The 21,598-nt window shown below is 62.4% G+C and carries 24 protein-coding genes; 10 read left to right on the forward strand and 14 right to left on the reverse strand.

All coding sequences use genetic code 11. The annotated features are described in order from the left end of the window. Positions 1-37: 37 nt before the first annotated feature. The 3 genes from ACOMDU_RS10285 to ACOMDU_RS10295 form a co-directional block, all read right to left on the reverse strand. Positions 38-1,162 carry a GNAT family N-acetyltransferase gene (locus tag ACOMDU_RS10285; RefSeq protein ID WP_421130223.1) on the reverse strand — a complete coding sequence of 375 codons (1,125 nt, stop codon included), beginning with the start codon at positions 1,160-1,162 and terminating at the stop codon, positions 38-40. A gap of 624 nt (positions 1,163-1,786) precedes the next feature. Further along, positions 1,787-3,841, reverse strand: coding sequence for an ATP-dependent DNA helicase RecG (gene recG, locus ACOMDU_RS10290; protein ID WP_421130224.1), 2,055 nt, complete (start codon positions 3,839-3,841; stop codon positions 1,787-1,789). Between the two features lie 96 nt (positions 3,842-3,937). Next, positions 3,938-5,311, reverse strand: a complete 1,374-nt coding sequence (locus tag ACOMDU_RS10295) for an NAD(P)/FAD-dependent oxidoreductase (protein WP_421130225.1) — start codon at positions 5,309-5,311, stop codon at positions 3,938-3,940. A gap of 178 nt (positions 5,312-5,489) precedes the next feature. Between ACOMDU_RS10295 and thyA the strand changes: the two genes are divergently transcribed. Next, entirely contained in the window at positions 5,490-6,320 is an 831-nt protein-coding gene (gene thyA / locus ACOMDU_RS10300) for a thymidylate synthase (RefSeq protein WP_421130226.1), read from the forward strand. Positions 6,321-6,332: 12 nt separating this feature from the next. After that, a complete protein-coding gene (locus ACOMDU_RS10305) occupies positions 6,333-6,818 on the forward strand; it encodes a dihydrofolate reductase (protein WP_421130227.1) in 486 nt (161 codons plus the stop codon). 31 nt (positions 6,819-6,849) lie between these two features. On the opposite strand, the gene ACOMDU_RS10310 is transcribed toward ACOMDU_RS10305, so the two are convergent. Next, on the reverse strand, positions 6,850-7,266 hold the full coding sequence (locus ACOMDU_RS10310; protein ID WP_421130228.1) for a hypothetical protein: 417 nt from the start codon (positions 7,264-7,266) through the stop codon (positions 6,850-6,852). Positions 7,267-7,447: 181 nt separating this feature from the next. Here ACOMDU_RS10310 and murI point away from each other — a divergent pair, with 181 nt between their 5' ends. The 3 genes from murI to argS are packed head-to-tail and all read left to right on the forward strand — an operon-like array spanning position 7,448 to position 10,444. Next, a complete protein-coding gene (gene murI, locus ACOMDU_RS10315; protein WP_421130229.1) occupies positions 7,448-8,260 on the forward strand; it encodes a glutamate racemase in 813 nt (270 codons plus the stop codon). A gap of 1 nt (position 8,261) precedes the next feature. Then, positions 8,262-8,705, forward strand: coding sequence for a YwiB family protein (locus tag ACOMDU_RS10320; protein WP_421130230.1), 444 nt, complete (start codon positions 8,262-8,264; stop codon positions 8,703-8,705). Continuing rightward, a complete protein-coding gene (argS, locus tag ACOMDU_RS10325) occupies positions 8,702-10,444 on the forward strand; it encodes an arginine--tRNA ligase (protein WP_421130231.1) in 1,743 nt (580 codons plus the stop codon). Before ACOMDU_RS10320 ends, argS begins: the two co-directional genes overlap by 4 nt. A 35-nt stretch (positions 10,445-10,479) precedes the next feature. Here the strand turns inward: argS and ACOMDU_RS10330 are convergent, their stop codons facing one another. Continuing rightward, on the reverse strand, positions 10,480-11,004 hold the full coding sequence (locus ACOMDU_RS10330) for a nucleoside recognition domain-containing protein (RefSeq protein ID WP_421130232.1): 525 nt from the start codon (positions 11,002-11,004) through the stop codon (positions 10,480-10,482). Position 11,005: 1 nt separating this feature from the next. Further along, positions 11,006-11,578 (reverse strand): spore maturation protein A, encoded by a 573-nt coding sequence (locus tag ACOMDU_RS10335; RefSeq protein WP_421130359.1) that lies wholly within the window; start codon positions 11,576-11,578, stop codon positions 11,006-11,008. Between the two features lie 173 nt (positions 11,579-11,751). On the opposite strand from ACOMDU_RS10335, the gene ACOMDU_RS10340 reads away from it, so the two are divergent. Next, entirely contained in the window at positions 11,752-11,994 is a 243-nt protein-coding gene (locus tag ACOMDU_RS10340) for an AbrB/MazE/SpoVT family DNA-binding domain-containing protein (RefSeq protein WP_421130233.1), read from the forward strand. Between the two features lie 50 nt (positions 11,995-12,044). On the opposite strand, the gene rsmI is transcribed toward ACOMDU_RS10340, so the two are convergent. From rsmI to udk, 5 genes are all read right to left on the reverse strand, one after another. Continuing rightward, positions 12,045-12,872, reverse strand: a complete 828-nt coding sequence (gene rsmI / locus ACOMDU_RS10345) for a 16S rRNA (cytidine(1402)-2'-O)-methyltransferase (protein ID WP_421130234.1) — start codon at positions 12,870-12,872, stop codon at positions 12,045-12,047. A 6-nt stretch (positions 12,873-12,878) separates the two neighbouring features. After that, entirely contained in the window at positions 12,879-13,598 is a 720-nt protein-coding gene (locus ACOMDU_RS10350) for a tRNA1(Val) (adenine(37)-N6)-methyltransferase (RefSeq protein ID WP_421130235.1), read from the reverse strand. 202 nt (positions 13,599-13,800) lie between these two features. Further along, entirely contained in the window at positions 13,801-13,974 is a 174-nt protein-coding gene (locus tag ACOMDU_RS10355) for a DUF362 domain-containing protein (protein ID WP_022135583.1), read from the reverse strand. Between the two features lie 130 nt (positions 13,975-14,104). Continuing rightward, positions 14,105-14,860, reverse strand: a complete 756-nt coding sequence (locus ACOMDU_RS10360; protein ID WP_421130236.1) for a YdcF family protein — start codon at positions 14,858-14,860, stop codon at positions 14,105-14,107. Between the two features lies 1 nt (position 14,861). Beyond that, the gene (gene udk, locus ACOMDU_RS10365; protein ID WP_421130237.1) at positions 14,862-15,476 is read right to left on the reverse strand and encodes a uridine kinase; all 615 of its coding nucleotides are present in this window, start codon (positions 15,474-15,476) and stop codon (positions 14,862-14,864) included. A 181-nt stretch (positions 15,477-15,657) separates the two neighbouring features. On the opposite strand from udk, the gene ACOMDU_RS10370 reads away from it, so the two are divergent. The 4 genes from ACOMDU_RS10370 (at position 15,658) to ACOMDU_RS10385 (ending at position 19,908) form a co-directional block, all read left to right on the forward strand. Beyond that, positions 15,658-16,566 carry an Ig-like domain-containing protein gene (locus tag ACOMDU_RS10370; RefSeq protein WP_421130238.1) on the forward strand — a complete coding sequence of 303 codons (909 nt, stop codon included), beginning with the start codon at positions 15,658-15,660 and terminating at the stop codon, positions 16,564-16,566. 163 nt (positions 16,567-16,729) lie between these two features. Beyond that, positions 16,730-17,572 carry a sulfide/dihydroorotate dehydrogenase-like FAD/NAD-binding protein gene (locus ACOMDU_RS10375; RefSeq protein ID WP_421130239.1) on the forward strand — a complete coding sequence of 281 codons (843 nt, stop codon included), beginning with the start codon at positions 16,730-16,732 and terminating at the stop codon, positions 17,570-17,572. A 1-nt stretch (position 17,573) separates the two neighbouring features. Next, the gene (gene gltA / locus ACOMDU_RS10380; protein WP_022135675.1) at positions 17,574-18,971 is read left to right on the forward strand and encodes an NADPH-dependent glutamate synthase; all 1,398 of its coding nucleotides are present in this window, start codon (positions 17,574-17,576) and stop codon (positions 18,969-18,971) included. A gap of 130 nt (positions 18,972-19,101) precedes the next feature. Next, the gene (locus ACOMDU_RS10385) at positions 19,102-19,908 is read left to right on the forward strand and encodes an HAD-IIA family hydrolase (protein ID WP_421130240.1); all 807 of its coding nucleotides are present in this window, start codon (positions 19,102-19,104) and stop codon (positions 19,906-19,908) included. A 59-nt stretch (positions 19,909-19,967) separates the two neighbouring features. Here the strand turns inward: ACOMDU_RS10385 and ACOMDU_RS10390 are convergent, their stop codons facing one another. From ACOMDU_RS10390 to yedE, 3 genes are read right to left on the reverse strand one after another with little or no spacing between them, the layout of a single operon-like run. Further along, entirely contained in the window at positions 19,968-20,207 is a 240-nt protein-coding gene (locus tag ACOMDU_RS10390; protein WP_421130241.1) for a putative Se/S carrier protein, read from the reverse strand. Then, a complete protein-coding gene (locus tag ACOMDU_RS10395; RefSeq protein ID WP_421130242.1) occupies positions 20,204-20,410 on the reverse strand; it encodes a sulfurtransferase TusA family protein in 207 nt (68 codons plus the stop codon). The genes ACOMDU_RS10390 and ACOMDU_RS10395 overlap by 4 nt, the downstream gene beginning before the upstream one ends. Before the next feature lie 15 nt (positions 20,411-20,425). Next, the gene (gene yedE, locus ACOMDU_RS10400) at positions 20,426-21,535 is read right to left on the reverse strand and encodes a YedE family putative selenium transporter (RefSeq protein ID WP_421130243.1); all 1,110 of its coding nucleotides are present in this window, start codon (positions 21,533-21,535) and stop codon (positions 20,426-20,428) included. Positions 21,536-21,598 lie beyond the last annotated feature (63 nt).

Here is a 21,598-nt window from a genome sequence, read left to right on the forward strand (position 1 = left end):
GATAAAAAGGGCCGGCCGAGCCGGTCCCTTTTATGTATCACAGCTGCTTGATGAAGCAGCGGCGGCGCTTATGCTGTTCGGTCTGAAAATCCTTCCACTGGGACTGGACCTTGTCGTTCAGCTCCAGCATGGGGCCGGTCTCGGCCTGCTTGATGCCCAGCTTGTGGCAGCCTTTCATGGCCTTGCTGAGGATAATGGCGTTGACACCCTTTTTCTGGTAGTCCGGGTGGACGGCGATGAGCAGCAGGTCCACGGTGTCGTTCCTGTGGAAGGCCTTGAGAACGTCGATCCAGCCGGTGGGCATGAGGCGGCCCCGGTGCTTCTGCAGGGCAGAGGCCAGGCTTGGCGCACCTACGCCGAAGGCCACCATGCGGTCGTTTTCATCCATGACGAAGCAGGTGGTGTTGGGATTGATGAGGGGCGCGAACTTGGCGGAGTACTTTTTGATCTGGCGGTCAGAGAGCTCCACAGTGCCGTACAGCGGCGCGTAGGCCAGGTTGACCAGCTCGAAAAACGGCTTGAGCAGGGGCAGATAGGACAGGCGGCTCCTGGCCTCGTGAATGTGCAGGCGGTGGCGCTTGAGAACGAAGTCGGAGATCTTCTCCCAGCGCTGTATGGTGGCCTCGTCCTCCGGGACGGTGATAAGCTCCTCGATCCAGTCCACGTCCTTCACATAGCCCAGGGCGGCCATGTGGTCGATGTAGTAGGGATGGTTATAGTATGTGAAAAAGCAGCTGCGGCGGTCAAAGCCCTCCACCAGCATACCCTCGCGGTCCATGTCGGTGAAGCCGAGGGGACCGTGAACGGCGGTGCAGTCCAGCTCCTTCGCCCAGGCCTCCACCGTGCGGAACAGGGCGGAGGAGACCTCCGGGTCGTCAATGAAATCCACCTGGGTAAAGCGCAGGCGGTTGGCACCCCACTTGTCGTTGGCCTTGCGGGAGTGGATGGCACCGATGCGGCCCACGATCTCCCCGTCGCGCATGGCCAGCCAGCAACGGGCGTCGCAGTATTCAAAGGCGGGGTTCTTGCTGCGGTCCCAATCGGAGAGATCGTCGCCATAGGTGGCGGGGACGAACTGAGGCACATCCTTATACAGCTCGTTTGGGTAGTCCACGAACCGGCGCAGCTGGGCTTTGTCAGTTACTTCTATAATGGAGACCATTTAGTATACCTCCTGTATCATGCAAACACACATATAGTGTACGACATTATTTCACAAAAAGCAAGGATAGTGACATTAAGAACACATTAACTTTACCCCAATGTTACCCACTGCAAAAAATCAGAAAAAACGTTTGACAAACCGGACAGGCAGGTGTACAATACAGTTGAGCACGAATAGAGTCACCCCCCTCTGTCCGTGCCACCCCCCTGTCGGGTATTCCCCCTTTTACCCGACAACACACCACCACAGGGAGCGCTACGGCGCTCCTTGTGGCCGTCTTGGGGAGGGAGAAAGAGCAGCCGAAAGGCTGCTCTTTCTTCATTTCCGGGGGAATATCTGCCCCATGCCGCCGGGCAAACGGCGCGGAGACAGCAGAGAGCAGCGGGGGGGGGGGGGGGGGGGGGGGGGGGGGGCGGNCCCCCCCCCCCCCCCCCCCCCCCCCCCCCCCCCCCCCCCCCCCCCCCCCCCCCCCCCCCCCCCCCCCCCCCCCCCCCCCCCCCCCCCCCCCCCCCCCCCCCCCCCCCCCCCCCCCCCCCCCCCCCCCCCCCCCCCCCCCCCCCCCCCCCCCCCCCCCCCCGCTGCTTATTGCCGGCATTTCAAGCGCGGAGAGAGTGCCCTGCTTCAGTTCAGAGTGCCGTCCTTTTGCCGGAACAGGGCCTGTACCCGGCGGCGGAGCACGGCATGCTCCGGCCGGGTCAGCAGCGGGTCGCCGGCCAGCAGCTGCTGCGCGGCATCCCGGGCCTCGGCCAGCAGGGGCATATCGCAGCTGAGGTCGGCAGCCTTCAGCGTGGGCAGGCCGTGCTGGCGGCTGCCGAAGAAGTCGCCGGGGCCCCGGAGCTTCAGGTCCTCCTCGGCGATGCGGAAGCCGTCGTTCGTCTGGGTCAGGGCTTTCAGCCGCCGTTTCGTGTCGTCATTCTGCACGTCGCTGAGCAGAACACAGTAGCTCTTGGCCTGGCCGCGGCCCACCCGGCCGCGCAGCTGGTGCAGCTGGCTCAGGCCGAAGCGGTCGGCGTTCTCCACCACCATCAGTGTGGCGTTGGGCACATCCACGCCCACCTCCACCACGGTGGTGGAGACCAAGATATCGCTCTCCCCGGCGGCGAAGGCGGCCATGACCTTTTCCTTCTCCTTTGGCTTCATACGGCCGTGGAGCACGGCTATCCGCAGCTCGGGGAAGGTATCCTCCTGCAGTGCCTTGGCGTAGGCCGTCACGGCCTTGCGCTCGTCGGGCAGAGCGTCATCCTCGCCCACCAGCGGGCAGACGATGAACACCTGATGGCCCTCCTGCACCTGCTTGCGGATAAAGCCGTTGAGCCGCGCCCGGTATTTCTCGCCCAGAGCGAAGGTCTCCACTGTCTGCCGTCCCGGCGGCAGCTCGTCGATCACAGACACATCCAGATCGCCGTAGATGATAAGGGCCAACGTCCGGGGAATCGGGGTGGCGGACAGCACCAACGTGTGCGGGGCGGCGCTCTTGTGGGACAGGGCAGAGCGCTGTTCTACGCCGAAGCGATGCTGTTCATCGGTGATCACCAGACCCAGGCGCGTATACTGCACGTCCGCCGTCAGCAGGGCGTGTGTACCGATGCACAGTGTGATATCCCCGCTTTGCAGGCCGGCCAGAATGGCGCGGCGTTCCCTGACGGGGGTGGAGCCGGTGAGCAGAGCGCACGGCAGGCCGAAGCGGGCGAACAGCGGGGCCAGATTTTCGTAATGCTGGCGTGCCAGTATTTCCGTGGGGGCCATCAGGGCCGACTGCCAGCCGCTTTGGGCGGCGAACCACACGCAGGCGGCGGCCACCATGGTCTTGCCGCTGCCCACATCGCCCTGGCACAGGCGGTTCATGGGCCGGCCGGAGGTCATATCGCCTACGGCGTCCGCAATAGCCCGCCGCTGGGCGGCGGTGAGGGCAAAGGGCAGGGCGGCATAGAAGGGCGCCATGTCCGCCGCTTGACAGGGCAGGCCGGCCACCGTCTCCCGCCGCTGCCGCAGCAGAGACAGACCGCAGCTCAGAAGGAACAGCTCCTCAAATACCAGACGCCGCCGCGCGGTATCCAGCGCCTCCTCCGAGGCGGGGAAGTGGATATTCTCGTAGGCAAACCCGGCATAGCACAGATGGTGTGCCTGCCGGATTCCGTCCGGCAGCACATCTTCCGGCAGGTCGCGGCACTGGTCCAGCCCCTGGCGTACGGCCTTGGCCACCATAGTCTGTGTCAGCCCCGCCGTCAGGGGATAAATGGGCATGATGCGGCCGGTGAGCAGCTGCTTCCCCTCCGTCTCCAGCAGGGGATTGACCATGCGGCGGCGCACACCGCCGCCCTCGACCTTGCCGTAGAAGATGTAGGTCTCTCCCGGATGCAGGACATTTTTGCGGTATTCCTGGTGGAAGAAGGATACATCCAGCACGCCGCCCTCGTCCACAGCCCGTACCTGCACCAGCGTCTGACCACCGCGGATACGGGCGGTAGTGGGGGGCTGGGCGATCATGGCCTTGCAGCAGGCGTACTCCCCCTCCGGTAGGTCCCGGATAGGGTAGAGCTGCGAACGGTCTTCCCATCGGCGGGGATAGTAGGCGATCAGGTCGCCCAGGGTGAAAACGCCCAGCTTTTCAAAAGCCTTGGCCCGGGCCTCGCCCACGCCTTTGATATAGCGGATATCGGTATTGAGATCGGCCATGGGTGCCCCTCCTTTGCGGTTTTGTACATTGTACCACAGCCGCACGGCAAAGACAAACGAAAAACCGGGGCGACAGCGCCGTCCCGGTTTCGTATCTCATTCGTGCTCGGCCAGATAGCGGGCCACATACACGCCGCTGGCGCTGGCGTGGGACAGGGAGTGGGTGACGCCGCTGCCATCGCCGATGACGAACAGGCCCTTGTGCGGCGTTTCCAGATTTCTATCCAGTGCCACCTCCATGTTGTAGAACTTCACCTCCACGCCGTAGAGCAGCGTGTCGTCGCTGGCGGTGCCGGGGGCGATCTTGTCCAGGGCGTAGAGCATTTCGATGATGCCGTCCAGGATACGCTTGGGCATCACCAGGCTCAAATCGCCGGGTGTGGCGGCCAGCGTGGGGGTCATGAAGCCCTTTTCGATGCGCTTGGGGGTGCTGCGCTGGCCGCGGATCAGGTCGCCGAACCGCTGGACCATCACGCCGCCGCCCAGCATATTGCTCAGGCGCGCGATGCTCTCGCCGTAGCCGTTGCTGTCCCGGAACGGCTCGGTGAAGTGTTTGGATACCAGCAGGGCGAAGTTGGTGTTCTCCGTGTGCATGGCGGGGTCCTCATAGCTGTGGCCGTTGACGGTGACGATGCCGTTGGTGTTCTCGTTGACCACCGCGCCTCTGGGGTTCATGCAGAACGTGCGTACCTTATCCTGGTATTTCTCGGTCTTATAGACGATCTTGCTCTCATAGAGCTCATCGGTGATGGGGGCAAACACCTCGGCGGGCAGCTCCACCCGCACGCCGATATCCACACGGTTGGACTTGGTGGGGATATCCAGCGATTGGCAGACGGACTCCATCCACTTGCTGCCGCTGCGTCCCACAGAGATGATGCACTTGTGTCCCGTGAACACGCCCTTGTCCGTTTCGGCCTCGTAGGCGCCATCTTCGGTGATGGACAGCGCCTTTACCGGGGTGAGGAAGTGGAAGTCCACATGGTCCTTCAGCTTGGCGTACAGGTTCTCGAGGACCTTATAGTTGATGTCCGTGCCCAGGTGCCGCACGGAGGCGTCCAGCAGGTGCAGATTGTTTTGCAGGCACAAGCGCTTGAAGCCGCTGTCGGCGGTGGAGTAGAGCTTCGTCCCCGCGCCGCCGCAGGCCACGTTGATATCGTCCACGTAGTGCATCAGCTCCATGGCCTTCTGCTTGCCGATGTATTCGTACAGTGTGCCTCCGAACTCGTTGGTCAGGTTATATTTGCCGTCGGAAAATGCGCCGGCGCCGCCGAAGCCGTTCATAATGGCGCAGGTCTTGCAGTGGATGCAGGACTTCACCTTGTCGCCGTCGATGGGACAGTGCCGCTTTTCCAGCGGGTTGCCAGCCTCCAGTACGGCTACCTTCCACTCCGGCCTGCGCTGCATCAATTCATAGGCGGAAAAAATACCGCCGGGGCCGGCGCCGATAATGATCACATCATAAGTCATGGAGATACCTCCTTATGTTTTATCCGCAGAATATTATAACAAGGAAACGGAAACTTGCAACCCGCAATTTCTTATGGCAGGCATATCAAAATGTAATTTCACTTTTCTTATCGTAAAGCGCTGGTGTTTCGGTTTATCCTGTGCTACAATAGAAAAAATCACACAGGAGGACGCCGCCATGAGCTACGCAGACCGCATATTCAAGGAAAACTGCCGGGAGATCCTTACCCACGGCGTATGGGATACCGACCAGAACGTGCGTCCCCACTGGGAGGACGGCACGCCCGCCCACACCGTCAAAAAATTCGGCATCGTAAATCGTTACAACCTGCGCCAGGAGTTCCCCATCCTCACCATCCGCCGAACGTACTTCAAGACCTGTATCGACGAGCTGCTGTGGATATGGCAGCAGAAGTCCAACAACATCCATGATCTCCGCGGGCATATCTGGGACAGCTGGGCCGATGAGAACGGCTCCATCGGCAAGGCCTACGGCTATCAGCTGGCGGTGAAGCATCAGTATCCCGAGGGGGAGATGGACCAGGTGGACCGGGTGCTGTACGACCTGAAGCACAACCCGGCCAGCCGCCGCATCCTGACGAATATCTACAATTTTCAGGATCTGCACGAGATGGCACTGTACCCCTGCGCCTACTCCATGACCTTCAACGTCTCCGGCCATACGCTGAACGCTATCCTGAACCAGCGCAGCCAGGATATGCTGGCGGCAAACAACTGGAACGTGGTGCAGTACGCTGTGCTGGTGCACATGATGGCGCAGGTGTCTGGGCTGCAAGCGGGCGAGCTTGTCCATGTTATCGCCGACGCTCATATCTACGACCGCCATGTGCCCATCATCGAAAAGCTGCTGGAGAAGGACGAGCGTCCCGCGCCTAAGTTCAGCATCGATACGTCCGTGACGGATTTCTATCAGTTCACCCGCGACAGCTTCTCGTTGGAGGGGTACGACCCCCAGCCCTTCGAGGACAAGATCCCTGTGGCCATTTAAGGAGGGAACGCCATGTATGCCATCGTCGCCGTGGATGAGAAGTGGGGAATCGGCAGGGACAACGCCCTGCTGTTCAACCTGCCCGCCGACCTCAAGCGGTTCAAGGAGTTGACCTCCGGGCATACGGTCCTCATGGGCCGCAAAACGCTGGAGTCCCTACCCGGCGGGAGGGGCCTGCCGAACCGGCGCAATATTGTCCTGACCGGGCAGCGGGGCTTCACGGCAGAACGGGCCGAGATCGTCCACTCTCCGGCGGAGGCACTGCTGACTGCCGATGAGGACAGCTGGGTCATTGGCGGCGAGAGCGTCTATCGGATGTTCCTGCCGCTGTGCGATCGGGTCTATATGACACGAATTGCCGCCGATGGCAGCGCGGACGCCTTCTTCCCTGATCTGGAGCACGATCCCGGGTGGAGACTGGACAAGCGCTCGGCGGATATGGAGGAAAACGGCCTGCGGTTTCGTTATGAGGAGTATGTTCCGGTAAAAGGTGAATAAAATGACCCCCCGATACCGTCGGGGGGTCATTTTATTCTTCCATGTCCACGGTGATGTTGTCGGTGCCGTGCTGTTCAAACTCACCTAAGTACGTCTCCATCCGGGCCATGATCTCATCGTAGTTCTCCGGCGTGATGGGGGGATCGTCCATGTCCCGCAGGGCCAGCTCCTGGGCCAGTATCTCAAAGAACGTGGCGTCCTCATAGGCCATGATGGCCTCATGGATACCGCCGTCGGCAAAGGCGCGGGAGGGGATCAGCTCTCCCTGGTACAACTCCGTCAGGGGCGCCATGCCGTGGTCCAGGCAGTGGGCAAACACCAGGCTCTCCACCTGGTCGTACTCCTTGATGCGGTCGTCGCCACGGGTGGAGTTCAGCACCCAGTTGCCGATATACACCAGATCCAGCAGACGCCGGAATTGCTTTTCCGTCATGTTCAGTTCCATCATACCACCTCCATCACGGGCAGAAATTCATTTCCACGATTATAGCACGTTCCCGCAGGGATTGCCACAGAAAAAAATGAACAGGTGCGCCAATTTTTAGCTTGTAACGATAGGGGAAACATAGTACAATATATGAGTTAAACTATGCACTGCCGCCGCGGCGGCAGGAAAAAGGAGGGCGCATATGGATCAGCGGCCTATCGGGGTGTTCGACTCCGGCTCCGGCGGATTGACCGCCGTGCGGGAGATACGTAGCATCCTCCCCTCTGAGAACATTATATACTTCGGCGACACGTCCCGTGTGCCCTACGGCGGGCGCTCGGCGGAAATATTGCTGCGCTACGCCCGGCAGGATGTACATTTCCTGCGGAGCTTTGATGTGAAAGCGCTGCTGGTGGCCTGCGGCACCGTATCTACCAACGCTCTGCCGGTGCTGGCGGCCGAGAACGATATCCCCGTTCTCGGTGTGGTGAAGCCCTCCTGCGCGGCGGCCGCCGCGGCGACCCGAAATAAGCGGGTGGGCCTGATCGCCACGGCGGCATCCGTGCGCTCCGGGGCCTATGAGCGCTGTCTGGCGGCGCTGGACGGCGCCATTCAGGTGTATGTCAAGGCCTGCCCTCTGTTTGTGCCGCTGGTGGAGAACGGGCGCTTCCGCCCCGGTGATCCGGTCATCGAGACGGTGGCCCGGGAGTATCTGGAGCCGCTGCGTGCCACGGGGATCGACACCCTCATCCTGGGCTGCACCCACTATCCGCTGCTGACGGAGATCATCGCGGACATTATGGGCCCTGGCGTGACGCTCATCGACTCCGGCGCTGCGGCGGCGCGGGTCCTGCGGCAGACGTTGTCAGACCGGGGTGCGCTGGCCCAACGTGACCACGGCACACTGACACTGTATGCCAGCGATCAGCCGGAGGACTTCGGTGCGCTGGCAGGGCAGTTTCTGCGGCGGCCGCTGGAGAGCGCGGTACAGCACGTGGACATTGAGAGGTACTGACATGGACAAGGTACAGGTACTGGTCCGCAGCCGCAGTGATTTCGCCGGCGGCGTGGACGAATTGACCTTCCGGGGCACAGGGACGCTGGAAAAGACCGACTATGGCTATCGCCTGCGCTATACGGCGCAGAACGAACTGGACGGAAGCGCCGTGGCCTCGGAGATGCGGCTGGAGACGCAGCAGCGCCGGGCCGTTGTCATCACCGAGTCCAAGGACGGCGGCTACGGTCTGCTGCTGGACCCTCAACGGCAAACGGTCACGCAGATCGCCGGCGGCGACGGCGGTGCGCTGACGCTGCACGTGGACACGAAGGAGGTGTCCTGGCACCTGCCCCGAAAGGGCGATGGCCATATCACATTGACGTATACACTGCTGCTGGGCACGCAGGCGCTGTCCGCCCTGCACCTGGCACTGACTTTGACAAAAGAGGAGAAGGACGCATGAATATGATCGAAAGCGCCAAGGCGCAGGTACGGCAGCTGACAGTGGCTGCATATGGAAAGGCTGCGGCCGCAGGGCTGCTGCCTGCCGGTATCACCGCCGAGCCGGCGGTGGAGATCCCCAAGGACACCGCCAACGGCGACTATACCACCACCTTCTGCCTGGCGGCGGCCAAGGCCATGAAGATGAACCCCCGTCAGGTGGCACAGACCCTTATCGACAACATGACGCTGGAGGGCAGCTACTTCACCTCCGTGGAGATCGCCGGCCCCGGCTTCATGAACTTCCGTCTGGGCGAAAAGTGGTTCGCCGACACCGTCTCCGGCATTGAGACGGCAGGGGAGAAGTACGGCGAGAACGACACGCTGGCTGGCAGGAAGTACATGGTGGAGTTTGTCTCCGCCAATCCCACCGGCCCCATGCACATGGGCAACGCCCGGGGCGGCGTGCTGGGAGACACTTTGGCCAGCGTGCTGCAAAAGTCCGGTGCGGACGTGTGGCGTGAGTTCTACGTCAACGACGCGGGCAACCAGATCGAAAAGTTCGCCAAGAGTCTGGAGGCCCGGTACTTCCAGATCATCAAGGGCGAGGACGCGGTGGAATTCCCCGAGGACGGCTACCACGGCGACGATATCCGGGAGTTGGCCCAGGCTTTCTACGAGAATGAGGGCGATAAGTATCTGGACTGCGACGAAAAGACCCGCCATGACGCCCTGGCCCAGTTCGGTCTCAGCGTCAATATCCCCAAGATGAAGGCCGATCTGGCCCGGTACGGCATTCAGTACGACCAGTGGTTCTTCGAGTCTTCCCTTCACGACAGCGGCTATGTGGCTGACACAGTGCAGGCGCTGACGGACAGGGGCTATACCTATGAGAAGGACGGCGCGCTGTGGCTGAAGACCTCCGATATCCTGGCCGCCCAGCTGCGGCAGGAGGGCAAGAGCGACGAGGCTATCGAAAAGCTTGGCCTGAAGGACGACGTGCTGCGCCGCGCCAACGGGTTCTATACCTACTTCGCTGCCGATATTGCCTATCACCGCAACAAATTCGCCGTCCGCGGCTTTGACAAGGTTATCAACATCTGGGGCGCCGACCACCATGGCCATGTGGCCCGGCTGAAGGGTGCTATGGACGCTCTGGGCCTGGATGGCCAGCACCGGTTGGACATCGTGCTGATGCAGCTGGTGAAGCTGGTCCGCGACGGCGAGACCGTCCGTATGTCCAAGCGCACCGGCAAGGCCATCAGTCTCACCGACCTGCTGGACGAGATCCCTGTGGATGCCTGCCGCTGGTTTTTCAACGCCAAGCCGGAGACGCAGATGGAGTTCGACCTGGGCCTGGCCGTCCGGGAGGACAGCGAGAACCCGGTCTACTATGTTCAGTATGCCTACGCCCGTATCTGCACGCTGGTGAAGGCGCTGGCGGCGGAGGGATATACCGTTCCCGCCGCGGCGGAGGCTGATCTGTCCGTCCTGACCGCCGACGAGGAGAAGGCCCTCATCAAGCAGCTGGCCCAGTACCCTGCCGTGGTGCAGTTGGCCGCCCGGGACTACGATCCCAGCTTCATCAACCGCTATCTGGTGGAGCTGGCTGCCGCGTTCCACAAATTCTACAACGCCTGCCGCATCAAGGGCGAAGCGGAGAACGTGCTGCTGGCACGGCTGAAGCTGGCGGACACCGCCCGCGCCGTGCTGAAAAACGGCATGACGCTCATTGGCTGCTCTGCACCGGAGAAGATGTAAACTATGAAAAAGCCACCCCGTGAGGGGTGGCTTTTTCACGTCTCAAAGAACAGCCGGACGGACCAGGCCGCGGCCAGGTAGGCAGCCAGGTCCGCCGTCAGGGCGGCGGGAATGGTGTAGCGTGTCCGCTTGATCCCCGCCGCGCCGAAATAGACGGCGACGGTGTAGAACGTCGTCTCGGTGCAGCCCAGCATCACGGCGGCGCAGCGCCCGATGTAGCTGTCCGGTCCGTATTGGCGCATGATGTCGCCGCCGGCGGCCAACGCCCCGGAGCCGGACAGCGGGCGTATCACCAGCAGCGGGGCCGTCTCCGGCGGTACGCCCAGAACGGTGAGCGCCGGGGCGAGCAGAGCCGTCAGGGCATCCAATGCGCCGGAGGCCCGCAGCATATACACCGCCGTCAGCAGGGCGGCCAGCGCCGGCAGAATGGATACCGCTACCTGCAGGCCACTTTTTCCTCCAGTGACAAGGGCGTCGTAGACATCCACGCGCCGCCGGGTGCCCCACAGAGCGGCGCCGGACAGCAGCAGCGGCAGTATCCAGGCGGAAAATGGCTCCATCTCATGTCCTCCACACCCGGCCCAGCACCCGGGCGCAGGCCAGGCCCGCTGTCACCGACAGCGCCGAGGACAGCCACACCGCCGGCAGGATATCCAGCGGCGCGGCGCTGCCCAGGCCGCCCCGCAGGGCGGCCACGGTGGAGGGCAGCAGCTGCACCGAGGCGGTGTTCAGCACCACCAGCCGGCACAGTTCGTCGCTTGCGGTGCCGCCGCAGCCCACCGCCATACGTTTGGCGGCCTGTATACCCGCCGGCGTGGCGGCGTTGCCCAGCCCCAGCAGATTGGCGCTGACGTTAGCACTGAGGGCAGCCAGCGTCTCCTCGTCCCGCCCTGCCTGGGGCAGCAGACGCCGCAGGACCGGGCGCAGCAGGCGGCTCAGTCCCGCCGCCATGCCGCTGCGCCGCATCAGCTCCAGCACGCCGGACCACAGGCACAGTGCCCCAGCCATGACCAGTACCAGCTCCACCGCAGCAGCGGCACCCTCCAGTGCCGCCGCTGTCACCGCCGACAGACGGCCGCTGACTGCACCGTACACCAGGGACACCGTTACCATCAGCGTCCAGAATATCCCCATCACCACACCGCGCACCTCCTTACGGGAGAAGTCTACGCGGCGGTCTGTGCGGTTATTTGCAAAAATTCTCGACACGTTTCGAATTGTTGTTGACATGCTTCGTTGAATATGTTAAAGTACAGGTATAAAATTTGCGGGGATTTTGTTATTACTGCATAGAGGGGGGAGAGGACATGAAATCTACCGGTATTGTCCGCCGCATCGACGAGCTTGGCCGGATCGTGGTCCCGATCGAAATGCGCCGCGCGCTGGATATCGGCGAGCGTGAGACAATGGAGATCAGCGTGGAGGGCGACGGCATCGTGCTGCGCCGCGTCCATGTGGGCTGCGTGTTCTGCGACGGCAACAAGGATATATCCGCGTTCCGCGGCAAGAATATCTGCGCCAAGTGCAGGCGCGAGCTGCAAAAGACCTGAAAACAAGAAAAAACAGTGCCGCCCACTGGGGCGGCACTGTTTTTTTCGTCTTATGCTTTCAGCGCGGTATCGTACAGGGCGTTGCGGGGCAGGCCGGTGTCGTCCGCTACCCGACGCACGGCCTCTTTCAGCTTCATACCGCCGTCCCGCAGGGCCAGCACCCGTGCTGCGCCCTCTTCCAGCGTCAGGGCCGGCAGGTTCTGCTTCTCCCGGCCCGCTATCACCAGAACGTACTCCCCCCGTGGCTCGTTGTCCCGGTAGAAATCCGCGGCCTGGGCCAGTGTGGTGCGGACAGTGTCTTCATGGAGCTTTGTCAGCTCACGGCACAGGGCGGCGGGCCTGTCTCCCAGCAGCTCCACCATGTCGGCGAGGGTTTGACGCAGGCGGTGGGGCGCCTCGTGAAACACCATGGTGCGCGCCTCACCGGTCAGCTCCTCCAGGGCAGCGCGGCGCTCTTTTTTACCGGAGGGCAGAAAGCCCTCGAAGGTGAAGCGCCGGGTGTCCAGCCCGGACACGGCCAGGGCGGCGATGGCGGCGCAGCAGCCGGGAATGGCCTGTACCGTCACGCCGTTTTCGGCGCACAGGGCCACCAGATCCTGCCCCGGATCGCTGATGGCCGGGGTGCCGGCATCGGTGACCAGCGCGCACGTTTCGCCGGAGAGCAGACGTTCCAAAATGGCCTGACCCGCCGCAGCGCGGTTGTGCTCATGGTAGCTGACAAGCGGTTTTTTGATGTCAAAATGGTTCAGCAGCTTCACGCTGACGCGGGTGTCCTCCGCTGCGATGAAGTCTGCCCGGGCCAGCGTTTCTGCGGCGCGGGGCGAGAAGTCGCCCAGGTTGCCGATGGGCGTGGCCACCAGATACAGGATACCTGCCATTGGGAATTACCCCCTGTCCTTGAAATAGATGCGGCGCAGCTCGCCGCTTTCGCCGCCGTCTGCTTGTAGCAGCAGCGGCGTGTGCACCGCCAGTCCGGCCCCGCCGTGGCGGCGGCAGGACAGCAGCACCAGCCGCGGCGGCGTCTGTGCGTCCTTCTGCACGAAGCGCAGCACCTTCGGCTCCAGCCGGTGGCGGCGCAGGACGTCCATCAGCTCCGCCGTCCGTTCCGCCCGGTGGACCAGGCAGAACCGTCCACCGCTGCGGAGCAGATACGCTGCCGCAGCACACAACTGGTCAAAGGTGCAGGCGGTTTCGGACCGGGCCGTGCCCCGGCTTCCCTCCGCCACCCGTCCTGTGTGGGGCGGGAAATAGGGCGGATTGGCCACGCACAGGTCGAAACTCCCGGCTTTTGGCAGAGCTGTCCGATCCCGCAGGTCGGCCCGCAGCACGGCAACGCGGTCCTCCAGACCATTGACGGCGGCGTTTTCTTCCGCCAGCGCACAGGCAGCACTGTCGATATCAATGTTGGTGATGTGCAGTTCCTGCTGCCGCGCCAGCAGCAGGAGGCCCAGCAGGCCGATCCCGGCGCCCAGGTCACAGACGCGCTCACCACGCCGCACTTCGGCGAAGTCCCCCAGCAGGAACGTGTCGGTGGAGGGCTTGAACACGTTGTCGTCAAAGCGGAAGCGAAAACCGCCCGGCCACAGCTCATCCCAGTGCTCCATGCCGCTTCCTCCTCTGCACATAGCTGTACTATCCGTTGACAAAGGGGTGTCTGCCCTTATCGGCGGATGATATCATGGTGACACTGCGTTGATACCATGTTGATACCATGATGACACCATTGTAATACAAAACCCGGGGGGATACAACAAAAAAGTGACCGGCGGTGCCGGTCACTTTTCCTCATCGTTGTGCTTGGTTCAATTACTCAGCGGGGCTGATAGCGCCGTTGGGACAGGTGTCAGCGCAGGAACCGCAGTCCAGGCAAGCGCCGGCATCGATGACGTAGCGATCATCACCCTGAGAGATAGCGCCCACGGGGCAAGCATCAGCGCAAGCGCCGCAGCTCACGCAAGCAGAACCGATCTGATAAGCCATAGTAAGTACCTCCATTAAGATTGTAAACACATTGTACCATGAAAAATGAAAAAATCAACCCCATTTTCCGTGGAAATTCAAGGTTTTTAGTTAGCATACACTAACTCGCGAAATCCCGGGAAACGCCCGTTCATCCGCCGGTGACCACCATGTACAGCAGTGCCGCTGTCTCCCGCGCCCAGTAGCCGGCGGTCAGGAACCAGGGGCTGGCGCAGCCGGCGGAATACGGTGTCAGTCCGCTGCGCTGCGCCCAGATGGCTGCGCGGAGCTGGTGGAAGTTGTCCGAGGCGATGGCCACATCCGTGGACAGGCCCTTCTCCCGCAGCAGCGCGGCGGAGAAGGCCAGGTTCTCTTCGGTGGAGGCGGACTGGTCTTCCAGCAGGATACGCTCCGGCGCGATACCCATGGACACCAGCGTGTCACGGATACATTGGGCCTCGCTGATGGGTTCGCTGCCGTTCTGCCCGCCGGAGGCGACGCACAGGGCGTCCGGGTGTGCGGTCAGATAGTCATAGGCCGCGTTGATGCGGCCCCGCAGCATCAGGCTGGGGTGCCCGTCCGGGAACACCTGGCAGCCCAGCACCACCACGGTGCAGTCCTGCCCGTCGGCGGGCCGGTCCGCGGCGGCCATGGCCATTTTACCCAGCGTTACCAGAATGGCCGTCATACACACGGCGATCACACAGCCCGCCAGCGCGCGAAGCCATTTTGGCCGCAGCAAGCGGCGGAAGAAGCCCGGCCATGTGAGCCACGCGGCGCACAGCAATAGCAGCGCCGCCGGCCAGACCATGCCGAAGTGCAGGATACCTATGCCCAGCGGCAGCAGGAAGAACACTGCCGCCAGCAGGCAGAGGACAGCCAATATATGCCGTAGGACCTTTGCCATGTCAGTTCTCCTTGATATGTCCGGCGATGCGCTGCATGATCATATCCAGCGCCACCAGGTTGTGTCCGCCCTCCAGCACGATGATGTCCGCAAACTTCCGCGTGGGCTCTACGAACTGCTCGTGCATGGGCTTCACGGTGGTCAGGTACTGATTTACCACGGACTCCAGCGACCGTCCGCGTTCCTCCACGTCCCGCAGGGCGCGGCGCAGGATACGCACGTCGGCGTCTGTTTCCACAAAGATCTTGATGTCCAACAGGTCACGCAGCGCCTTGTTCTGGAAGATCAGGATGCCCTCCACGATGACCACCTTGGTGGGCTTGATCTCCACCGTCTCGTCGGTACGGTTGAGGATGGCGTAGTCGTACACGGGGCAGTGGATGGTCTCGCCCCGCTTCAGCGCCTTCAGGTCCTCGATCATCAGGTCGGTGTCGAAGGCGTCGGGATGGTCGTAGTTTTGCAGGCAGCGCTCGGCGAAGGGCCTGTCCTGCCGCTTGTAGTAGTTGTCGTGGTGTACCACACTGATGTCGCTGCCGAAGCGTGCAGCCAGGTGCTCGGTGAGCGTGGTCTTGCCGCTGCCGGTGCCGCCGGCGATGCCGATGAAAATGGTGTTCATAGTTGCGCCTCCCCGCATTTCTCTGGCTCTATTATAAGAAGCGCGGCCGGGAAAAGCAAGTGCCGGCGTGAAGTGTTGTAAAAAAAGGATGAATTTCCTCGAAATGCAGTTGACGGGCGGCACAAAAATGAGTATGATATGTATTATGTAAATCCAATGCCCGGTATGGAGGTTTTCTATAATGAGTCTGATCAAATGCCCCAAGTGCGGAGAGATGTTCTCCGATAGCTATAAGACCTGCCCCTTCTGCGAGGAGGACGAGGCCTATTACAGTGGTAAGCTGCGGAAGAGCCGTGGCCGCCGCGCCGCCGAGAGCCGCCGCCGCAAAACACCCAGCGTACTGGGGCCGGTGGCCATCGTTGTACTGATCCTACTGGCGGCGCTGGTGGTGTGGCTGATCTTCGGCGACCAGATCAAGGAGGCCATCACCGGCGAGAAGCCCCCCATTACCGATGTGGACAAGCCCGACGACACCATCGACAAGCCTGACAACACGCCCGTCACGCCCACGATCTCCCTGAACCGCACCGTTCTGGTGCTGAATGTGGGCGACAAGGACGAGCTGAAGGTCAACGGTACGGAGGATGCCGCGGCCTGGAGCAGCAGCGCGCCCACCGTGGCCAGCGTCAACTCCGCCGGTGAGGTGACGGCTTTGACCAAGGGCAACGCGGTCATTACCGCCGAGGTGAACGGCGAGTCCGTCACCTGCACCGTCACCGTCAAGGAAGAGAGCGACGCGCCGGATAACGGCACCGATACGCCCGACAACAACAGCACGACCACCAAGCCCAATAACAGCAACAAGCCCAGCACCGGCAGCGTGGACGTCAGCAAGCTGACGCTGGAGAGCGAATACGGCACGATCATCAAGCCCAACGACGGCACGTTCGACATATCCCTGCCGGTGGGCCTGAGCTGCTCCTTCACGGTGAAGGGCACCGACATGACCGCCGCGTGGAGCAGCGCCGACAGCTCCATCGCCACCGTTTCCGCCGACGGCACGGTAAAGACCGTCAGCCGCGGTGAGACTACACTGACCATTAAGATCGGCAGCACGGAAGTCAAGTGTTTGCTGCGCGTGACCAAATGATACACGAAACCGCCGCCCGAAAGAGCGGCGGTTTTTTCCATTTGTTTCCGGGATTTAGAATATCTGATAATTGACGGTTTCTCTGTGGAATGATACAATAGAAAGAACGGAAACCGACGGCGGCTGTTCCGCCGCAAAATACAAAGTGAAGGAGCCGTGATGTATGTACCGTATCGTCAAGAAAGAAGCGCTCAAGCCCACTGTGATCCTCTATGAGATCGAGGCACCCATGGTGGCCAAAAAGGCAGAGCCGGGCCAGTTCATCATCCTGCGCGTGGATGAGAACGGCGAGCGTATCCCCATCACTATCCATGATTATGACCGCGAGAAGGGTACCGTGACCATCATCGTCCAGACCGTGGGCGCCACCACCGAAAAGCTGAGCCACAAGCAGCAGGGCGAGTGTCTGCACGACTTTGTGGGTCCCCTGGGCAAGCCCACCGAGACCGAGGGCAAGAAGAAGGTCTGCGTGGTCGGCGGTGGCGTGGGCTGCGCCATCGCGTATCCTGTGCTGAAGAAATTTCACGACTGCGGCGCCGAGGTCCACGCGGTGGTCGGCTTCAAGAGCAAGGACGTGGTCATTCTGGAGGATAAGTTCAAGGCGGTCTCCTCCGTGCTGAAGGTCTGCACCGACGATGGCTCCTACGGCCGCAAGGGTCTGGTCACCGAGGCGCTGAAGGAGCTGCTGGACGAGGGCAATGTGTACGATGAGATCTTCGCCATCGGCCCCATGGTCATGATGAAGTTCGTCTGCAAGACCACCGCGCCCTACAATATGCCCACCACCGTCTCCATGAGCCCCATCATGATCGACGGCACCGGTATGTGCGGCGGCTGCCGCCTGACCGTGGGCGGCGAGACGAAGTTCGCCTGCGTGGACGGCCCCGATTTCGACGGCCAGAAGGTGGACTGGGATCTGGCGGTGAAGCGCAACCAGATGTACCACGACTTCGAGGTGCGTAAGCACGAGGAAGTCTGCAATCTGTTCAAGCAGGAGGTAAAGTAAGATGGCTGCTAAGATCAATATGCGTTTGGACAAGAACGAAATGCCCTCCCAGGACCCCAATGTCCGCAACAAAAACTTCCTGGAGGTGGCCCTGGGCTACACCGAGGAGCAGGCGCTGGACGAGGCGGCCCGCTGCCTGAACTGCAAGAACCACCCCTGCGTGGACGGCTGTCCCGTCAACGTGCGTATCCCCGAATTCATCCAGAAGATCGTGGAGAAGGACTACGAGGGCGCCTATCAGGTCATCCATCAGACCAGCTCCCTGCCCGCCGTGTGCGGCCGCGTGTGTCCCCAGGAGAGCCAGTGCGAGATGCACTGCGTCCGCGGCAAGAAGGGCGACCCCGTGGGTATCGGCCGGCTGGAGCGCTTTGTGGCTGACTGGCACAACGCCCACAGCACCGAGGCCGCGGCGGTCCCCGCCCCCAACGGCCATAAGGTGGCTGTGATCGGCTCCGGCCCCGCAGGTCTGACCTGCGCCGGCGACCTGGCCAAGAAGGGCTATGAGGTCACGGTGTTCGAGGCGCTGCATCTGGCCGGCGGCGTGCTGGTGTACGGCATTCCCGAGTTCCGTCTGCCCAAGGCCATCGTCCAGAAGGAAGTGGACGGCCTGAAGGCCATGGGCGTCAAGGTGGAGACCAACACCGTGGTGGGCCGCACCATCACCATTGACGAGCTGATGGAGGAGTACGGCTTTGAGGCCGTGTTCATCGGTTCCGGCGCGGGCCTGCCCATGTTCATGAACATCCCCGGCGAGAACCTGAAGGGCGTCTATTCCGCCAACGAGTTCCTGACCCGTATCAACCTGATGAAGGCCTACCGCGAGGACAGCGACACCCCCATCATGGACCTGAAGGGCAAGACCGTGGCCGTGGTCGGCGGCGGCAACGTGGCCATGGACGCCGCCCGCTGCTCCAAGCGCCTGGGCGCCGAGGTGTACGTGGTGTACCGCCGCGGCATGGAGGAGCTGCCCGCCCGTCACGAGGAGGTGGAGCACGCCATCGAGGAGGGCGTCATCTTCAAGACGCTGAACAACCCCGTCCAGATCAACGGCGACGAGCAGGACTGCGTCAAGTCCATGACCTGCATCGAGATGGAGCTGGGTGAGCCGGATGCCTCCGGCCGCCGCCGTCCCGTGGAGAAGAAGGGCAGCGAGTTCGACCTGAGCGTGGACGCGGTCATCATGTCCCTGGGCACCAGCCCCAACCCGCTGATCAAGTCCACCACCAAGGGTCTGGAGGTCAACAAGAAGGGCGGCATCATCGTCAACGAGGAGGGCCTGACCTCCCGTCAGGCGGTGTATGCCGGCGGCGACGCCGTGACCGGCGCGGCCACCGTCATTCTGGCCATGGGTGCCGGCAAGCTGGGCGCAAAGTCCATCGACGAGTACCTGAGCAAGTAAGTACATCGAAAAGGCCCGCTGCAAAGCGGGCCTTTTTATGCCGGAAAGCGGTAAAATTTTACGTTCTCCTTATGGAAAGCGCCGCTGCGCTGTGGTATACTGAGAGCAGCAACAGACGGGAGGGGCCATTATGCCGAAAGACTTTATCGACTTCAACCAGAAAACAGGCTTTATCTGCGACATGGACGGCGTCATCTACCACGGGAACCGGATCCTGCCCGGCGTGGCGGACTTCATCCAGTGGCTGCATGAGGAGAACAAGGAGTATCTGTTCCTGACCAACAACAGCGGCTACACGCCCCGTGAGCTGCAGCAGAAGCTGGCCCGGATGGGACTGGATGTGCCGGAGGAGCATTTCTATACCAGTGCCCTGGCCACGGCGGCCTTCCTGAAGGACCAGGCTCCCGGCTGCTCTGTGTTCGCCATCGGCGAGGCGGGGCTGCTGAACGCCCTGTACGACGCGGGCCTTACCATGAACGACGTGAACCCGGACTACGTGGTGGTGGGCGAGGGCCGCACCTACTCTCTGGATACGCTGACCAAGGCGGTGAACCTGGTCATGGCCGGCGCCAAGCTCATCGGCGCCAACTCAGACGTGTCCGGCCCCATCGAAAGCGGCATTGCTCCGGCCTGCCGCGCTCTGGTGGCCCCCATCGAGATGGCCACCGGCAAGCAGGCCTATTTCTGCGGCAAGCCCAACCCCCTGATGATGCGGACCGGCCTGCGGCTGCTGCACTGCCACTCCGCCGACGCGGTGATGGTGGGCGACCGCATGGACACCGACGTTATCTCCGGTCTGGAAAGCGGTATGTCCACGGTGCTGGTGCTCTCCGGTGTGTCCACCCGTCAAACGGTGGAGACGTATGCCTATCAGCCCAACGTCATTCTGGACGGTGTGGGCGACATCGCCCGTCTGGCCCGTAAAAACAAGAAATAGGCGCTACGGCCCGAGGGCCGGGAATGAAAAGAAGTGACCGCGGAAGCGGTCACTTCTTTTCATTCGTTTTGCAACAGCAGGGTGTATGTCTCGCCAGCCACGGCGAACACGCGCTCCACATCGGTGTCCATCTGCTCCAGCAGCGGCCCCGATGCCTCGTAGTCCACGCAGGTGCCGCAGGAGGCGCTGAGCTTGCGGGGCACCGGCATCATCCGGGCCCGGACCCCCGCGGCCGTCAGGCGCTGGCAGGTCAGCAGAGCGGACAGATGGGTGTGGAACGTGGCGATGTAGCGGCTCATTTGGACAGGGACAGACGGAAGTCCTGACCCTCCGGCGCCACGGCGACCTTGTAGCCGCTGTTTTCGGCGAAGCGGGTGACATTCTCCACAGAGCACTGGTTGTCCACCAGCACCTCCAGGGTGGCGGGGGCATCGGCCTTTACGGCCTTCTGCACCATCACCACGGGCATGGGGCAGGAATAACCTCTTGCGTCAACAGTCATTGTGATGTTCCTCCTTTACTTGGCGGCCTCAACAGGCGCGCTGACAGCCTTGGGCATATTCCACAGGGACACACCCAGCATGATGAGGATACCCAGGCACACGGCTACCTTGCCGTTGTTGGACAGACCGCCCACCACGATCTCCTTGGCCTCGTTCATGGCGTCGGCGTTGCCGGCCAGACCGAAGTTGTGGGCAAAGGCCGCGCCCACGATCATGCCGAACACGGTCACGGCGCTGTCACCGTTGCCCTCGCCGGCCAGGATCAGCTGACGCAGGGGGCAGCCGCCCAGCAGTACGCTGCCCCAGCCCACCAGGACCATGCCCAGCAGGTTCCACAGCTGGCTGCTGTGGGCGATGGGCTGCAGTTCAAAGCCCAGCTTGAAGCTGCCGGTGATGAGGCTGCCCGCCAGGACGACCACGAAGATGGCCACGAAGCCGTACAGCAGCTTGAAATCCTTGAACAGCATGGCGTCGCGGATGCCGCCCACCATGCACAGGCGGGCGCGCTGGGCCAGAGCGCCCACCACCACGGCGATCAGCAGTGCAGCCAGCATGGGCGCGTGCTTGGAGCCGGGGCCCTCCTCACTGAACTTGAACAGGCTGGGCACGGCGATGACCAAAATCAGCAGGCCGGTCATCACGATGGGCAGCACGCCGCCCTCGCCCTTCCCAACGGGATAGGCCCGCTTCAGGGAGAAGCCGCGCTTGAGGAACTGGATGCCGATGAAGATGCCCAGGGTGAAGCCCACCAGGCCCACCACGGCGTTCAGGTCGCCGCCGCCGATACGCAGGACCATCCGCAGGGGGCAGCCCAGGAAGGCCAGCGCGCCGATCATGACGAAGGCGCCCAGCACGAAGCGTGTGGCGGGGGAGGAGCCTGCCTTGGCCCGGAACTCCTTGGTGGCCACGGACATGATGAACGCGCCCAGCACCAGACCGATGATCTCCGGCCGGACGTACTGCACCTTGGCTGCGCCGTGCATACCCACCGCGCCGGTGATGTCCCGCAGGAAGCAGGCGATGCAGAAGCCCATGTTGGCCGGGTTGCCCAGATGGGTCAGCACCACGGCGGCCAGACCGACCACCGCGCCGGCGATGACCACGATCCAACTTACTTTTTTCATGTGATATGTCTCTCCTTTGCGTTATTTCTTTTAAAGAATAGCGATGCCATTATACGACACTGT

Origin of the sequence: Vescimonas sanitatis (genome assembly GCF_049060325.1) — a bacterium.
Taxonomy (GTDB): Bacteria; Bacillota; Clostridia; order Oscillospirales; family Oscillospiraceae; genus Vescimonas; species Vescimonas sanitatis.

Coding starts and splice junctions, on each gene's coding strand:
- ACOMDU_RS10320 (WP_421130230.1), top strand. CDS start 8,262: ATGGACAAGGTACAGGTACTGGTCCGCAGCCGCAGTGATTTCGCCGGC.
- murI (WP_421130229.1), top strand. CDS start 7,448: ATGGATCAGCGGCCTATCGGGGTGTTCGACTCCGGCTCCGGCGGATTG.
- yedE (WP_421130243.1), bottom strand. CDS start 21,535: ATGAAAAAAGTAAGTTGGATCGTGGTCATCGCCGGCGCGGTGGTCGGT.
- ACOMDU_RS10375 (WP_421130239.1), top strand. CDS start 16,730: ATGTACCGTATCGTCAAGAAAGAAGCGCTCAAGCCCACTGTGATCCTC.
- ACOMDU_RS10390 (WP_421130241.1), bottom strand. CDS start 20,207: ATGAGCCGCTACATCGCCACGTTCCACACCCATCTGTCCGCTCTGCTG.
- ACOMDU_RS10340 (WP_421130233.1), top strand. CDS start 11,752: ATGAAATCTACCGGTATTGTCCGCCGCATCGACGAGCTTGGCCGGATC.
- ACOMDU_RS10295 (WP_421130225.1), bottom strand. CDS start 5,311: ATGACTTATGATGTGATCATTATCGGCGCCGGCCCCGGCGGTATTTTT.
- ACOMDU_RS10330 (WP_421130232.1), bottom strand. CDS start 11,004: ATGGAGCCATTTTCCGCCTGGATACTGCCGCTGCTGCTGTCCGGCGCC.
- ACOMDU_RS10305 (WP_421130227.1), top strand. CDS start 6,333: ATGTATGCCATCGTCGCCGTGGATGAGAAGTGGGGAATCGGCAGGGAC.
- ACOMDU_RS10395 (WP_421130242.1), bottom strand. CDS start 20,410: ATGACTGTTGACGCAAGAGGTTATTCCTGCCCCATGCCCGTGGTGATG.
- argS (WP_421130231.1), top strand. CDS start 8,702: ATGAATATGATCGAAAGCGCCAAGGCGCAGGTACGGCAGCTGACAGTG.
- ACOMDU_RS10335 (WP_421130359.1), bottom strand. CDS start 11,578: ATGGGGATATTCTGGACGCTGATGGTAACGGTGTCCCTGGTGTACGGT.
- ACOMDU_RS10285 (WP_421130223.1), bottom strand. CDS start 1,162: ATGGTCTCCATTATAGAAGTAACTGACAAAGCCCAGCTGCGCCGGTTC.
- recG (WP_421130224.1), bottom strand. CDS start 3,841: ATGGCCGATCTCAATACCGATATCCGCTATATCAAAGGCGTGGGCGAG.
- ACOMDU_RS10350 (WP_421130235.1), bottom strand. CDS start 13,598: ATGGAGCACTGGGATGAGCTGTGGCCGGGCGGTTTTCGCTTCCGCTTT.
- rsmI (WP_421130234.1), bottom strand. CDS start 12,872: ATGGCAGGTATCCTGTATCTGGTGGCCACGCCCATCGGCAACCTGGGC.
- ACOMDU_RS10385 (WP_421130240.1), top strand. CDS start 19,102: ATGCCGAAAGACTTTATCGACTTCAACCAGAAAACAGGCTTTATCTGC.
- gltA (WP_022135675.1), top strand. CDS start 17,574: ATGGCTGCTAAGATCAATATGCGTTTGGACAAGAACGAAATGCCCTCC.
- ACOMDU_RS10355 (WP_022135583.1), bottom strand. CDS start 13,974: ATGGCTTATCAGATCGGTTCTGCTTGCGTGAGCTGCGGCGCTTGCGCT.
- thyA (WP_421130226.1), top strand. CDS start 5,490: ATGAGCTACGCAGACCGCATATTCAAGGAAAACTGCCGGGAGATCCTT.
- ACOMDU_RS10370 (WP_421130238.1), top strand. CDS start 15,658: ATGAGTCTGATCAAATGCCCCAAGTGCGGAGAGATGTTCTCCGATAGC.
- ACOMDU_RS10360 (WP_421130236.1), bottom strand. CDS start 14,860: ATGGCAAAGGTCCTACGGCATATATTGGCTGTCCTCTGCCTGCTGGCG.
- udk (WP_421130237.1), bottom strand. CDS start 15,476: ATGAACACCATTTTCATCGGCATCGCCGGCGGCACCGGCAGCGGCAAG.
- ACOMDU_RS10310 (WP_421130228.1), bottom strand. CDS start 7,266: ATGATGGAACTGAACATGACGGAAAAGCAATTCCGGCGTCTGCTGGAT.